Source organism: Flavobacterium sp. (genome assembly GCF_049240005.1).
GTDB lineage: Bacteria > Bacteroidota > Bacteroidia > Flavobacteriales > Flavobacteriaceae > Flavobacterium.
This window is the reverse complement of sequence record NZ_JBMLTK010000020.1, coordinates 1-13917: the sequence shown is the minus strand read 5'-3', so window position 1 is coordinate 13917 and position 13917 is coordinate 1. Positions and strand designations below refer to the sequence as shown.

The window sequence follows — 13917 nt, the reverse complement described above, 5'->3', positions numbered from 1 at the left end:
TTAGAATTTTTTAAACGAAAAGTTATTCTTGATTTCACTGTTTATCAAAAAACAACAACTGACTTATTAACTCCAATCACTGTTCCTGGTTCAAGTGGTTATGCGGAATATAACACCAACGTCAGCGAAATGATTAACAAAGGAGTTGAAATTGGCTTGAATTTGATACCTATTCAAAACGAAAATTTTAAATGGAACTTGTTTACAACTTTTACAAAGAACGTCAATGAAGTAACTGAATTAATCGAAGGACTTGAACGTTATCCTATTGATGTTAACCAAGTTGCATACGTTGCGGTTGGACAGCCGTTTGGCGTGTTTTATGGAACTCGTTTCGCGAGAGATGAAGCTGGAAATTATTTGATTAATCCAAATGGAGGAGGTATCATTCAGGACCCTACTCCTGGTATTATTGGCGATCCGACTCCTGACTTTAAGATGAGTTTTATCAATTCCCTTTCCTATAAAGGATTTACTTTAAGAACACAATTTGATTGGAGACAAGGTGGCGATATTAAATCATCAACTATCGAATCTTTATTGGGTCGAGGCGTAACTCGTGACACTGAAAATCGCGAACGTACATTTATTATTCCAGGTTTTTATGGAAACAGTGATGGGACGCCTATTTTAGATGCGAACGGAAATAAGATTCCAAACACCGTTCAATTGGGAATGAATGAGTTGTATTTCTCTCCAAATGGCGGAAATACCTTTGCGATAAATTCTGTGGACGAAGCTAGTATTTATGACGGAACCGTATTCAGATTACGTGAGGCCAGCTTAACCTACGATGTGCCAAAAAAATGGTTAGATAAAACGCCCTTCGGAGCCATTTCGTTCGCAGTAATCGGAAGTAACCTATGGTATCACGCGCCTAATGTTCCCAAATACACGAATTTCGACCCAGAAGTTACCAGTTTTGGAGGAACACAACTACAAGGAATTGAAGTACAATCCGCTCCTACTGCAAAGAGATACGGATTCAAGTTAAATTTAACTTTCTAATTTAAGCGCTATGCATACTATAAAATATAAATTGAGTTCACGCATTGGGGCTTATGCAATTGCCCTAGGTGTGTTGTTTTCATCTTGTCAAGATTTTCTTGACGTGGATAAAGACAACGATAACCCAACAAATGCACCACTTTCGCTGCTGTTAACTGGCAGTCAGGTTGATTTAAACAACTTGACAAATTTTAACCTAAACGGCGGAACTATTCTTTCTGTTTATACACATCAAACCACTACGCGTGAAGAATATGATCAATACGGACTAAAAGTTGACAACATTAATATGCTCAACGATTGGAATGCTGTGTATTACACTTTACTTAACATCAACAACATTATTTCGAGAGGAACAGAATCTGGTGATTTGGTTTATGTAGGAATTGCTCAGATAGAGAAAGCATACATCATGTCGGTTGCTGTTGATCTTTGGGGTGATGTACCTTTTTCTGAAGCTGGACGACTGGAGTCGGGTATCATAAGTCCGAAATTCGACGAGCAAAGAACTATTTACAATGAGATCTTTGCATTACTAGATGCCGCTAAAGAAAATATTAACTCTGGAGAAGGTTTAAATCAACCTGCAACTGACGATTTGATCTATGAAGGCGACACGGACAAGTGGATCCGTTTTGCCAATACATTCAAATTGAAATTGTATAATCAAACTAGAAAAGTATCTGATTTTGACACAGCTGGATTCAATGCACTCGTAGCAGAAGGTAACTTTATGACTTCTAATGCCGACGACTTTGAATTCAAACATTACAATGTGTTAGCTCCAGTTGACGAGCGAAACCTGCTGTTTTTGGAATCTTATAACTCTACGCAATTTGGCAGCTACCAGTCGCCTTGGTTCTATGAAATTATGAAAGGAGTCAATCCGAATATTCACAATGGAAATAGAGACCCTAGAATTCCTTACTACTTCTTCAATCAATTGCAAGCAAACCAACTACCGGTTGATCAAGGAAATCCAGAAACAGGCGATCCAGTTGCCGACTATTGGGATGCCAGCACCGGATTTTTCTCTATTCGTTTTGGTTCTGTAGGACCAAATGTTAGCTTCAGCGCTGAAAATTCATACACGTATCCGGGAATTTTCCCTGCGGGAGGTCGCTATGATGATGGCGAAGGAGCGAGTGTAAATGTTTTGATGGCTGGTACTACAAATCGTCCGACAGGAATTGCACCACACCGAATATTAACCTACGACGAATTCTTGTACATTCAAGCTGAACTTATTCATGTTGGCTTAATGTCAGGTTCTGCATCTGCCAAATTAAGAGAAGCTATGGAAGCGTCTTTTGCCAAAGTAGATCAAGTTGTTGCAGCTAACGATGCTCCGCAAGATGTTCCTGTATTAGCTGGTACTGCTGCGGCAAATACATTTATTGACAATGTAATAGCTGAATTCAATAGTGCAGGAATTAACAAAAAATTGGAGATTATTATGACTCAAAAATGGGTAGCTACTTATGGTGACCCAATGGATCAGTATAATGATTACCGAAGAACGGGCTTCCCTGTTCTTGCCGACCCGCTTGCACCTTCTCCCGAATACCAACTCGATAACGGAGACGATTTTCCGTTAGATGATTCCGATACGGTTTTAAGTAATCCGTATCAATTCAGTTGGTTTTGGCCTGTGAACGAGTTAAATGTAAACTCTAACGCGCCCGCACAGAAAAATCCGGCGAGCTACAAAATATTCTGGGACATAGACTAAAAAGCAAAAAAAATGAAAAAACTACAGTTATTTTTTCTCGCACTTGCCACAGCTCTAACGCTGTCGGGGTGTGAAACTGACGGCGGCGATTCAAAATTGAATCTGATCGAAGCAGCCGTTCCTGATATTACAATTAACGATACCTCAGATGAGATTATTAATCTCGTAGCGGTTACTAATGGTGGCGACATCAACCTTTCTCTTACTTTAGATAAAGGCTTTGGCAAAGTATCCTCAATGGATGTGGTATTGTTTTACTACAAATCTGACGGATCTGTTTTTAGATCGGTGCTTCAATCGGGAATAACAGAATTTCCTGCTACCGTTTCGATTACGAAAAACAGCATTTTTGATGCGTTTGAGCAAATAAACGTTCCCGCGGATTTCGAAGTTGGCGATGAACTTTTGATTACTGCCGATTTGACTCTTCCAAACGGAACAGTTATCAAAATGTATAATGACGATGGCTCTAGAAATTTTGGTGCTAATGTGGCAAATTCAGCGGTTTACAGTGTTTCACAATCGTTTTTGGTTTCTTGTCCATCGGATTTAGGCGGAACCTATAACTACTCTACCACAGATGCATATGAGCCAGGCGGAGCATCGGTTGCGGGTCCAATAACGGGCACGGTTACATTTACTGCTATTGGCGGTGGTGCGTATGAAATTTCAGATGCTTCTTTTGGCGGATGGGAAGCCATTTATGGGCCTGGAAATATTTCAGAAGGAGTAACCTTAGTAGATGTTTGTAATACTATTCAATTTGGAGGAAACGATCAGTTTGGAGACACATACACGATGAGCAATCTGGTTGTTAATGGCGCTAGCTTATCGTTTAGCTGGACGAATACTTATGGCGAAGGTGGTGAGGTAACACTTACAAGACCCGACGGTAGTCCTTGGCCGCCCTTATCGTTATAAACAACCCTATTTTTAAATTCTACAGCCCGCGGCACTTGCTAGCGGGCTTTTTTTATCTTTGCCGCATGCAAAATTCAGAAAATATTTTTGGCGTTCGCGCTATTTTGGAAGCAATTCAAGCGAAAACGACGATCGATAAAGTGTATATACAAAAGGATAGCAGTAGCGATTTAATGAAAACGCTAATCAACACTTTAAATCGAGAGCGTATTTCCTATTCGCAAGTTCCGGTGGAGAAGCTAAACAAGTTAACGCCCGGAAACCATCAAGGCGCTGTGGCTACCATTGCTCCCATTGATTTTTTGAGTTTAGAAACACTTGTAGAAAAAGCACTTGAAACAACTACGACTCCGCTTTTTTTGATTTTAGATCAAATTAGCGATGCCCGAAATTTCGGAGCCATCATTCGAACAGCATCTTGTACGGGAGTTCACGGAATTATAATCGGAAAAAGTGGAGCTGCTCCTGTAAACGGAGATACCGTAAAGACCAGTGCGGGCGCGGTTTTTAATGTTCCGATTGCCAAAGTAGATCACATTAAAGACGCTATATTTTATTTACAAAGCAGCGATTTTCAAGTAGTAGCAGCTACCGAAAAAACAAATGCTTTGGTTTATGATATCGACTTCACAAAACCATCTGCGATAATTATGGGAAGTGAAGACCGCGGAATAAACCCAAGTGTTTTAAAAATTGTTGATGCTACGGCAAAACTACCGATGCACGGAACCATAGAATCGCTTAATGTTTCGGTGGCTTGCGGTGCTTTTTTGTATGAAGCCATTCGACAGCGTCTTGCCTAATTCGACTCTTCTTTCTTGGGTTTGAAATCGTAGATTATCTGAACTTCAGGACTAGCGTCTGGCTCGGGTTCGGGCGGTGGTGGGTTTACGAAATTTCCGTTTTCGTCGAATCGTTGCATGAATTTATCGGTCGATGGGTCGTAATCGGGCCGTTGCCATTCGTATTGGGGCTCGATGATCGGATTGTAATCGGCGTATTTTTTGGTTAGAAATAAACCGGCGATGAAACCCGACAAATGACCTTCCCAGCTTATACCTGCATCGGCTGTAGGGAACATATACCAAATACTACTTCCGTAGAAAAAGATTACCAGAAAAGACAAGGCAACCAAACGGTAATGCTGCACTTGTAAGCCTTTGAAAATAAGAAACGACGCAACCACATATATTAGCGAGCTAGCGCCTAAATGATAGGAAGGGCGACCAATTACCCAAGTGATGAATCCGGAGAGTAAGATACCTATGACAACTACTTTTAGTGCGAGTCGGCGGTAGAAGTACATCAATGCCGTAAGTAAAGCGAGAAGCGCCACGCTGTTATTGGCTAAATGTTCGATATCGGCGTGCAGAAAAGGAGCACAAACGACACCTGCTAGGCCGGTGAATGTTCTTGGATTGAGCGAGAACGCCACGAAAGTGGTATTTAAAAACTCTTCGATTCCGAAAACGAGCCACAGCGCACCTACGAATAGCAGCGGAAAAAGCCAGGTTGCAGGTGTAAATTTTAAATTCATGGCGCCGTATAGCTAGATTTAATTGTGGAAAGCAAAAACGAGTCCGATTTTTAGTGAACTGCTTTTTTGTCAGTTTTGATTGTAGAAACGACTGCCCTAGCCCGCATAGAAACGGAAAGCTTTGTGTGCTTGCGCTTGCGTTTTGACGGCAGCTGCACATGCGACCGAAGGAAGCGCTTTGCGGCGCCAGACAAAACCAAGCGCAAGTGCACAAACTTGCAGTGAATAGGCGGATTAGCTTCCGGGAAGTATTAAGATGGGAGTATTAAGTATTAAGACAGGAGTATTAAGATTTATGAAATAGAATTACTTTTACGGTATGGATATACCTTTAGCTGAACGTTTGCGGCCGAAGCATTTGCGGGACTACATTAGCCAGCCTCATTTGGTTGGTGCGAGTGGGATTTTGACTAAGTTTATTGAATCGGGCGTGGTTCCGAGTTTGTTGTTTTGGGGACCTCCAGGTTCAGGAAAGACGACTTTAGCTCAGCTTTTGGCGGCGGAAACGAAGCGTCCGTTTTATTCGTTAAGTGCTGTAAACGCAGGTGTGAAAGACGTTCGTGAGGTTATTGATCGGGCGAAACGCGGCGGTGGAATTTTTGATCCGCAAAAACCGCTTTTGTTTATAGACGAAATTCATCGGTTTAGCAAATCGCAACAAGATTCGTTGTTGGAAGCGGTTGAAAAAGGTTGGTTGACCTTAATTGGAGCCACGACAGAAAATCCGAGTTTTGAGGTTATTCCTGCCCTTTTGTCGCGTTGCCAGTTGTATGTTTTAGAGTCTTTTGGCGTTCCGGAAATGGAAACTTTGATTCGACGGGCATTGGCAGAAGATGTGTTATTGAAAACGCGGCAAGTAAAGATTGAGGAAACAACGGCTTTGATGCGTTATTCGGGCGGAGATGCGCGAAAATTATTGAATTTGTTGGAGCTGGTTGTGTTGTCGCAAACTTCGGAGCCTGCCATTATTAACGATGCTCAGGTTTTAGCGGTGGCGCAGCAGCAAATGTCGCGGTATGATAAAAGTGGTGAGATGCATTACGATGTGGTTTCGGCTTTTATAAAATCGATTCGCGGCAGTGATCCGAATGCGGCGATTTATTGGCTGGGTCGAATGCTGAGCGGTGGTGAAGATGTGAAATTTATTGCTCGACGCTTAGTGATTTTAGCCTCGGAAGACATTGGGAATGCCAACCCAACAGCTTTGGTTTTAGCGAACAGTACTTTTCAAGCGGTTTCGGCAATTGGCAATCCGGAGAGTCGGATTATTTTAGCCCAATGTGCGGTTTATTTGGCTAGCAGTCCGAAGTCAAACAGCACTTACGTTGCTATTAATGAGGCTTTGGCACTGATTGAGAAGCTTCCGCCGTATGCAGTTCCGTTGCATTTGCGCAATGCGCCTACGAAATTGATGAAAGAATTAGGCTACGGAGAAGAGTACCAGTACGCACATTCGTTCGAAGGAAACTTTGCTTTTCAGGAATACTTACCGGAGGAGCTATCAGGCACGAAGTTTTACGAGCCGGGTACTAATTCTCGGGAAACGACAGATCGTGCATTTTTGAAAAAGCGTTGGGGCGATAAATACGGCTATTAACGATTTTACTGCGGAAGTTTTACATCGTAATTCACTGCTACTTTTTTGTTTTCTTCATAGTATTCGAAAAGCAGCTTTCCATTGTTATAAAAAGCAACGGCCGGTTTTGTATCGAGAAAGGCTAGAAAAGTGTTTGGTTGCGAAGTAATTTGCAGTTGAATGACCAATCCGTCATTGGTAATTAACGTATAACCACGAGAATTTTTATTTACTGTTATATCCTTTTTAGCCGTGCTTTGTTCGGCGGATTGAATGTTTGCGGGTGTGGCTGTAATTGGCTCAGTTGGTGTGTTTGAAACTGGAGCTTGAATTTTACGTGCTACTGCATTTAGTTTTGGTAATAAATCGACTAATGCTTTTTCGAGTGCTTCGCGGTATGCCAATTCATATTCTTTTTCTTTGCTGCTACCTACTTCACTTTGAAGCACAATTTGATTCTGACAATCCAGCACGTCGAGTCTGATTTTTGAGTTGAAAGTACCTTTGATTCGCACTGCTTTTATTGTAAAATTATTACAGGCGTTAAGTGAAACATTGTCGGGAAGTACTTCACTGCTATAATAAGCAGCGTAGCCGTATTCAACTAGTTTTGTTTTAAGTACAGTGCTGATACGGTACTGATTTTCTTTGGTTTGCCATTCGAATTGCGTAGGTACTATAAAGGTGTTTTTCTGCGAGACAGAGGTGGAACAAACGAAAATTAGAAAGAATAGGGGTAGAATTTTTCTAGCATTTCTGGTATTTGAGATAAGCATGTTATTTTTTTATTGATGTTAGACAAGTTTTCAGGGTCGAAAAGTAGCGCGTGCAGCCCAGCATTTAGTGCTCCGGTGTAATCGGCAATTTCACAGTCGCCAATCATGATAGATTCGTTTGCTTTTGCTTTAGCGCTATCTAGTGCGTGCTGGTAAATTCGTTCGTCGGGTTTTTTGAATCCGACTGATTCGCTATGCGTTATCGTAGTGAAAAAGCTCTTAATATTGGCTTGCTGCATTTTTTTGAGCTGTACCGACTCGAAACCATTAGTGATGATGTGTAACTGAAATGAACTTTGTAGTTTTTGAAGTACATCGGTGGCATATGGAAATAAGGTCGCGAAATTTGGTAATTCGTTGATGTAAATTTCTGATAGCTGTGCTACTTCGGTATCTGCGACATTGAAATTCAACCGATCAAAACTATCTTTAAATCGGCGGTAGCGCAATTCGTGTTGTGAAATGAGATTATCGCGGTAAAGATCCCACAAAGCCTTATTGATGGGAACATAAATCGGTAAAAACTCGGATACCGAAATGCCGCGCTGTATCATCTTCAATTCATCGAATGCTCGTTCAAGTGCTTTTGCTGAATTGGTTTCGAAGTCGTACAGCGTATGGTCGAGATCAAAGAAAATATGCTGGATTTGCTTGGTTTTCATTTAGATTTCGGGCATTTCTTCTTCCCGTTTAAAGCTATAATAATTATTTGAAGAAACAATGATGTGGTCGAGTACGGCGATATCCAGTTGCTTCCCGGCGATTGCTATTTTTTGAGTGATTTCAAAATCTTGTTTGCTTGGGCTAACGTTTCCTGATGGATGGTTGTGTGCCAGTATTATAGCAACCGCTGAGAGTTGCAATGCTTGTTTGAAGATAACACGGATGTCGACAACCGTACAAGTAAGCCCACCACTACTTATTTTTACAGAACTGAGAATTTTATTTGAGTTGTTGAGATAAACGACCCAGAATTCTTCGTGTTCGAGATAGCCAATAAGTGGTTTTAGGTACTGATACATCTCGTTGCTTGATTTAAATGTTTTTTGTTCTTGTGCGGCTTCGAGTTCTCGGCGGCGTCCGAGTTCGAAAGCGGCTAAGATGGCAACGGCTTTAGCGGTACCAATTCCTTTAAACTTTTTTAGATCTGTTAGCGACTGATTTGCGAGGACATGTAATTTGTTGTGATGAACATTAAGCATGTGTCGAGCTACGGCTACGACCGATTTACTTTTAAAACCACTTCCAAGAATAATGGCTAGTAATTCAGAGTCGGATAGTGCGTTTACCCCCTTCGTGCTAAGTTTTTCACGTGGCTGCTCGGATTCGTGCCAAGTATTAATTGGCCCTTCGTTTATTAAATCGTACATCTGTATGGCTTTTAAATTAGCCTAAAAGTACGGATTTTAGGTTAATCTTGATTTCAAATTTGCGAAATCAATCGCTCCGTAATTTCCGGAACTCATTAAAAGTAAGACTGCTTTTTGAGATTCTAGAGGAAGTTCTGCTATAAAAGTTCTAAATTCCTCTGCAGTGGTAAATACGATTAAGTCGGTTCGGTCAAATGCTTTTTTAATATCTTCCGGACTAACTTTAGTCATCCCTTTAATTTTAAGAGCTTCCAAATCATAAAATACCACAGCTGTGTCGGCTAGTTCTAGCGCACCAATATATTGCACTAAAAACTCAGGGTTCAAGCTGCTGTAGGTATGCAATTCGAGGCACGCAATAAAATTTACCCCTTGAAACTGATTCTTTACTGCGGCAGTTGTTGCTTTCACTTTACTTGGCGCATGTGCAAAATCTTTGAAAATAGTACTTGTTTGGTTTCGGGCAACGAGTTCTAGTCGTTTTGATGCTCCTTTAAATGAAACGATGGCTTCATAGAAATCAGCTTCATCTACGCCCATACATTGGCAAACCCACTTTGCTGCGGCCAAATTACTGAGGTTATGTTCACCAAATACCGCTAGGGGTAAGTCGCCATGTCCAGTATTTAGGTATGTAATGCCGTTTTTGATGTTATAATCTGGAACTTTATAGGGAATTTTACGAATTGGATTTGTGCTTTGTTCAACGATGGTTTTTACGACTTCGTCTTGTTCGTTATAAATTAGAATCCCGCCTGGAGTAATTTTCGAAATAAAGATTCTGAATTGTTCTACATAAGAATCGAAAGTAGGAAATACATTGATGTGATCCCAAGCAATTCCGCTGATTACTGCAATATTTGGATTGTATAGGTGAAATTTTGGTCGCCGATCAATGGGTGAGGAAAGGTACTCATCGCCTTCGATTAAGAAGAATTCGTTTTCAGATTCTATTGAAACCATACGATCGAACCCTTCCAGTTGTGCACCCACCATATAATCGGTTGGTTTATCGCAGTAATTGAGAACATGTAATACCATTGAGGTGATTGATGTTTTTCCATGGGAACCACCAATGACTACACGTGTTTTATCTTTTCCTTGTTCGTATAAAAACTCGGGATAGGAATAAATTTTTATGCCTAGTTCTTTGGCTCGTAAAAGCTCTGGATTATCTTCTTTTGCATGCATTCCGAGCACTACAGCGTCTAGAGAAGTTGAAATTTTCTCAGGGTGCCAACCGAGAATATTGGGAAGTAAACCCGCATTTTTGAGACGGGTCAGCGATGGTTCGAAGATAGCATCGTCGCTACCTGTTATAGTTTCCCCTTTTGCATGCAGAGCTAGTGCGAGGTTATGCATGGCACTGCCTCCTATAGCGATAAAATGGATATTCATTTATTTGGTTTTAACCTAGATTCTGCAATTTATCAAATTGCTTTGTAAGCTTGTAAAGATTGATCAGTTTTTGTTTAGTAACTTTAGAATTTCCGATTTTGTGTGCTTGGAGATAAAAGCTTTCGGCCTGTTTATATCTTTTAAAGTACTCTGCTATTCTTCCTTTAGCGAGATTTCCATCTATAGGAGAAATAGTAAGTAATTCTGAAGCATACTGTTGTGCTTTGCGCTCGCTACCACCAACAATTCCGGGAAGTTCAAGATAAAGCTCGACTAGGGCATAACGCGCTTCAATATGGTTTCGATTTAATTTGATTGCGGTTTCGAAAGATTTTTTGATTTCCCCAATCATACCAAGAGCTTTAAACTTATTACTTTCTTTGGCAAGCATACCAAGTGCACCTCCGTATTTATAATGGTAGTTTGCGATATCGGGACGCGCTTGCACCAATTGTTTGTAATATTTAAGTGCTAACTCCCAATTTTTACTTTGACCTGCTTTATCGCCGAGTGCTTCGAGTTGTTTCAAATCAGGCTCTGGCTCTACAAAACGGCTATTGGAGTGAAAAACTGCAAAATCAAAAACACAAAAACGACCAATACAAATAGCACTGGTCGTTTGAGTGTATAATAATGCGACAAGCATGTGAACCAAAAGGGCAAGCTTTCGCATGGATTACTTATTTAGAAAGTACGATTTTTTGGCTTACAGATTTATTACCATCGTTGCATTTAAGGACATAAACACCGTTTGCTAAATCTGAAATATCGATAGAATTATTTAATGCTGAACTGTCAAGTGTTTTAACAATTCTTCCGCTGATATCAAACAATTGAATTTGTACACGATCAGTAGTAGCTTCATATCCTACATTAATAAACCCTTTAGAAGGATTTGGGTAAACTACGAATGGTTTTGTACGATTTATATCTTCGTTATTTAACACTAGAGATGGCCCCGTTACAATAAGTGAAAATCTCTGACCCGCGGTTGAACCACTGGTTGGCAATGTCCCTTTATGTGTTACTGTAATTGTATAAGTACCACTCGGATTATCTACTTGAACTTTTTCAAAGTTATCTCTGAAGTTGTCTGCAGTTCGAACAGCAGAATCAGCTGGATTTGCTGGATCTAATGTCCAAGGAAAAAACACCTCATTATCTTTGGTAATACGAATGTCGAGGTCGCGCGAAAGGTAGCTTGTTGTTGGGTCGTTAGTTCCTGAATTTTGAGAGGAAGCCGCTGGATCAGTCCAAGAAATGGAGGCATTTAATGGAGTCGTTCCGTTAGCCGCAACTGTAATGCTGTACGAATTGCCGTTTAAAAGATTCAGCTCGGAAATCATAGCATTTTGATTTTGAGCATTTGTAATTGTGGTTGCCGCACGCTCGGCATTCACAAGTCCCCAGCCAAACATATAGTCAGGCCCTACATCTGGACCAGCTTCATCGGCGGTATGCATTATCAAACCTTTTAAAGTTGCAGCTCTCATGTAAGCTTGGTTTATAGAATTATAGTATTGTTGTAATAACAATGCAACTCCAGCAACACCGGGGCTAGCCATCGATGTCCCGCTTTGGATTCCATTAGATGTATCACTTGCTGTTAAAGTTGACCGAACATTAACTCCCTTTGCTACTACTTCAGGCTTTATACGACCATCATCAGTAGGCCCCCACGAACTAAATTCTGACATTACAACGCTTTGAGGGGATTGGTAATTTAATACTTGACTAACAGCACCAACGGTGAGGTAGTTCTTTGCATTTTGCATTCCTCTTGTGAGGTTGTAGCCTCCTTTAAGTGATAAATAACTTGCTAAAATATCATCACTAAAATCATTTCTATCATTTCCAGCTGCGGTCACTGCAAGATAAAAAGGTGCGGCAACAGCTACTTGATCAAATTGTCTAGCACGAGAATCGTATGCTCCATAAATCCATGCGTTGGAATTATTACCTATCCAGTATGAGTGGTTTGAAACAAGCATTCCATTAGCGGCTTCCGTAGCCATTTCAGCATAATCAGAATTCCAGTCATACGCCATACCACTTGCATCAAAAGCAGCTCCTCGAAGGGTACTCGTGATACCCTGAGCAACAATCGTACCCATTACATGTGTTGCGTGATCTACCATTTCTGCGCCATCGAGATTAGATACTTTGTCACCGGGAAACTCAACGTGAGTAGCGCGACTACCGCCACCATCCCACACGTATGCAGTCATTCCTTGACCTTGAATATTTAAACCAAGTGATCCTCCACTATATAACCGATCGGCTCTTGTTGTTCTTGCACCATTAAAATTTGATGTACGAAAATAAATAGGTTCGCCATTCTCATCGATATCGTAAAGTTCCTGGATAGCGAAGCCAGAAACTACTCTCTTTTTAAAATTTGGATTTGAAGAAAGAAATGATGAAATTCTTTGACTTCTTTCGAAAGCTTCAGCTTCAAACTGCAACTTCAACTCTTGAAGCGTTCTCACGTCGGTATTTTTAATTATTTCTTGACGTTCTTCGGCGGTTTGCCCAACAGCTGCGCCTGTAAAAAGAGAGAATGCTATAAAAAATGTAATCGTTTTCATAACCTTTTATTTACCTACAAATTAAAACAAAACAAGCATCAATAACAACCAATCATTAAGATTTTAACAAAAGTTATACTAAAAAACAAAAAGCCGTTCCAATCCGGAACGGCTTTTTTAATTACAGATAAAATACTAGATTAAATTCCAGTAAATACCTCTACTTTATCACCATAGGTCCCCACATTTGGAATCCAATAGTTAACCTCAAGCGTCAATACTCGTGTACAAGGATTGAATCTAGATGTCTTGCCCTCAGCTGGACGAGCAAAAATTAATCCCTGAGCTGCAACAAATCCAGTTGATTGCTCTTGGAAAGTTACTACAAAAGTATCTGGATCGTAGCTCATTACGAAATTAGGAGCGGTAGCATTATCTACCCAAAAATCCACGATTTCTAACGAATTTTCTGCAGTTCCAAAAGCAATTTCATTTGTTGATGGACCTGCCCACCATGTATTAGAAGAAAATTGCCCAAGGAACGATTCAACAGTACAGCTGCGAGACACATTGAGTGTGTATGCATTATTGAATACAGCTGTATCAACTTTATCCGAAGAAATGTTGAAAACAACTTTCTTACCTGCTTCAACAGCACCGCCTTCTAAAAGACGTACTACAAACGCACCATTTGTTTCACCTGCCTCAACAGTTACGGTAGATGCCACAATTGTGAAATCAGTACCTTCAACACCAACACTGTTTTCTGTGTCTACAGTAAGGGTAACAGTAGTATTCTCAGTAGTTGGCTTTACAAAACCAAAAGGAACTTGAATTTCAGTAAAACCGGTACCTTCAAATACAAATACATCTCTTGCAATAGGATTACCAAATGCTACGACATTGCTTCCACCGTAAGCAACCTGACCGTTGTCGTCATTATTGTTACACGACGCGACAGCACCCACGAGGAATAATCCTAAAAGAACTTTTAAAATTTTCATATCTCTATCTTAATTAAAATTAATTATAACCCGGATTTTGTTGACTACGGATGTTCGGATTACCCTG

12 protein-coding genes and 1 pseudogene are annotated in these 13917 nt (G+C 40.6%); 5 read left to right on the top strand and 8 right to left on the bottom strand.

Annotated features, from left to right (window positions below; translation table 11 throughout):
- The 4 genes and pseudogenes from ACOVQQ_RS01705 to rlmB all read left to right on the top strand — a co-directional run.
- Positions 1-1008 (top strand): annotated as a pseudogene (locus tag ACOVQQ_RS01705) (SusC/RagA family TonB-linked outer membrane protein); the annotation flags it as partial.
- A gap of 10 nt (positions 1009-1018) precedes the next feature.
- Positions 1019-2740 (top strand): SusD/RagB family nutrient-binding outer membrane lipoprotein, encoded by a 1722-nt coding sequence (locus ACOVQQ_RS01700; RefSeq protein WP_421816661.1) that lies wholly within the window; start codon positions 1019-1021, stop codon positions 2738-2740.
- Between the two features lie 12 nt (positions 2741-2752).
- Positions 2753-3661: a hypothetical protein gene (locus ACOVQQ_RS01695; RefSeq protein ID WP_421816660.1), complete on the top strand. Its 909-nt coding sequence runs from the start codon at positions 2753-2755 to the stop codon at positions 3659-3661.
- Between the two features lie 65 nt (positions 3662-3726).
- Entirely contained in the window at positions 3727-4464 is a 738-nt protein-coding gene (rlmB, locus tag ACOVQQ_RS01690) for a 23S rRNA (guanosine(2251)-2'-O)-methyltransferase RlmB (protein WP_421816659.1), read from the top strand.
- Here the strand turns inward: rlmB and ACOVQQ_RS01685 are convergent.
- On the bottom strand, positions 4461-5198 hold the full coding sequence (locus ACOVQQ_RS01685) for a rhomboid family intramembrane serine protease (protein WP_421816658.1): 738 nt from the start codon (positions 5196-5198) through the stop codon (positions 4461-4463). The genes rlmB and ACOVQQ_RS01685 overlap by 4 nt on opposite strands.
- Before the next feature lie 319 nt (positions 5199-5517).
- Here ACOVQQ_RS01685 and ACOVQQ_RS01680 point away from each other — a divergent pair, with 319 nt between their 5' ends.
- On the top strand, positions 5518-6795 hold the full coding sequence (locus ACOVQQ_RS01680; RefSeq protein ID WP_421816657.1) for a replication-associated recombination protein A: 1278 nt from the start codon (positions 5518-5520) through the stop codon (positions 6793-6795).
- 5 nt (positions 6796-6800) lie between these two features.
- On the opposite strand, the gene ACOVQQ_RS01675 is transcribed toward ACOVQQ_RS01680, so the two are convergent.
- The 7 genes from ACOVQQ_RS01675 to ACOVQQ_RS01645 all read right to left on the bottom strand — a co-directional run bounded on the left by ACOVQQ_RS01675 (position 6801) and on the right by ACOVQQ_RS01645 (position 13850).
- Positions 6801-7550 carry a hypothetical protein gene (locus ACOVQQ_RS01675; protein ID WP_421816656.1) on the bottom strand — a complete coding sequence of 250 codons (750 nt, stop codon included), beginning with the start codon at positions 7548-7550 and terminating at the stop codon, positions 6801-6803.
- Positions 7496-8212 (bottom strand): YjjG family noncanonical pyrimidine nucleotidase, encoded by a 717-nt coding sequence (locus tag ACOVQQ_RS01670; protein ID WP_421816655.1) that lies wholly within the window; start codon positions 8210-8212, stop codon positions 7496-7498. The genes ACOVQQ_RS01675 and ACOVQQ_RS01670 overlap by 55 nt, the downstream gene beginning before the upstream one ends.
- Complete coding sequence (gene radC / locus ACOVQQ_RS01665) at positions 8213-8920, bottom strand: RadC family protein (protein WP_421816654.1); 708 nt, start codon at positions 8918-8920, stop codon at positions 8213-8215. It abuts the gene before it with no gap.
- Between the two features lie 36 nt (positions 8921-8956).
- A complete protein-coding gene (locus ACOVQQ_RS01660) occupies positions 8957-10318 on the bottom strand; it encodes a UDP-N-acetylmuramate--L-alanine ligase (RefSeq protein WP_421816653.1) in 1362 nt (453 codons plus the stop codon).
- 10 nt (positions 10319-10328) lie between these two features.
- A complete protein-coding gene (locus ACOVQQ_RS01655; protein ID WP_421816652.1) occupies positions 10329-10991 on the bottom strand; it encodes a tetratricopeptide repeat protein in 663 nt (220 codons plus the stop codon).
- 7 nt (positions 10992-10998) lie between these two features.
- Entirely contained in the window at positions 10999-12906 is a 1908-nt protein-coding gene (locus ACOVQQ_RS01650; protein WP_421816651.1) for a S8 family serine peptidase, read from the bottom strand.
- A 140-nt stretch (positions 12907-13046) separates the two neighbouring features.
- The gene (locus ACOVQQ_RS01645) at positions 13047-13850 is read right to left on the bottom strand and encodes a hypothetical protein (protein ID WP_421816650.1); all 804 of its coding nucleotides are present in this window, start codon (positions 13848-13850) and stop codon (positions 13047-13049) included.
- Positions 13851-13917: the final 67 nt, after the last annotated feature.

Excerpts from the sequence above, each read along its gene's own strand:
- ACOVQQ_RS01700 (WP_421816661.1), top strand. The coding sequence starts at position 1,019 with ATGCATACTATAAAATATAAATTGAGTTCACGCATTGGGGCTTATGCA.
- ACOVQQ_RS01695 (WP_421816660.1), top strand. The coding sequence starts at position 2,753 with ATGAAAAAACTACAGTTATTTTTTCTCGCACTTGCCACAGCTCTAACG.
- rlmB (WP_421816659.1), top strand. The coding sequence starts at position 3,727 with ATGCAAAATTCAGAAAATATTTTTGGCGTTCGCGCTATTTTGGAAGCA.
- ACOVQQ_RS01685 (WP_421816658.1), bottom strand. The coding sequence starts at position 5,198 with ATGAATTTAAAATTTACACCTGCAACCTGGCTTTTTCCGCTGCTATTC.
- ACOVQQ_RS01680 (WP_421816657.1), top strand. The coding sequence starts at position 5,518 with ATGGATATACCTTTAGCTGAACGTTTGCGGCCGAAGCATTTGCGGGAC.
- ACOVQQ_RS01675 (WP_421816656.1), bottom strand. The coding sequence starts at position 7,550 with ATGCTTATCTCAAATACCAGAAATGCTAGAAAAATTCTACCCCTATTC.
- ACOVQQ_RS01670 (WP_421816655.1), bottom strand. The coding sequence starts at position 8,212 with ATGAAAACCAAGCAAATCCAGCATATTTTCTTTGATCTCGACCATACG.
- radC (WP_421816654.1), bottom strand. The coding sequence starts at position 8,920 with ATGTACGATTTAATAAACGAAGGGCCAATTAATACTTGGCACGAATCC.
- ACOVQQ_RS01660 (WP_421816653.1), bottom strand. The coding sequence starts at position 10,318 with ATGAATATCCATTTTATCGCTATAGGAGGCAGTGCCATGCATAACCTC.
- ACOVQQ_RS01655 (WP_421816652.1), bottom strand. The coding sequence starts at position 10,991 with ATGCGAAAGCTTGCCCTTTTGGTTCACATGCTTGTCGCATTATTATAC.
- ACOVQQ_RS01650 (WP_421816651.1), bottom strand. The coding sequence starts at position 12,906 with ATGAAAACGATTACATTTTTTATAGCATTCTCTCTTTTTACAGGCGCA.
- ACOVQQ_RS01645 (WP_421816650.1), bottom strand. The coding sequence starts at position 13,850 with ATGAAAATTTTAAAAGTTCTTTTAGGATTATTCCTCGTGGGTGCTGTC.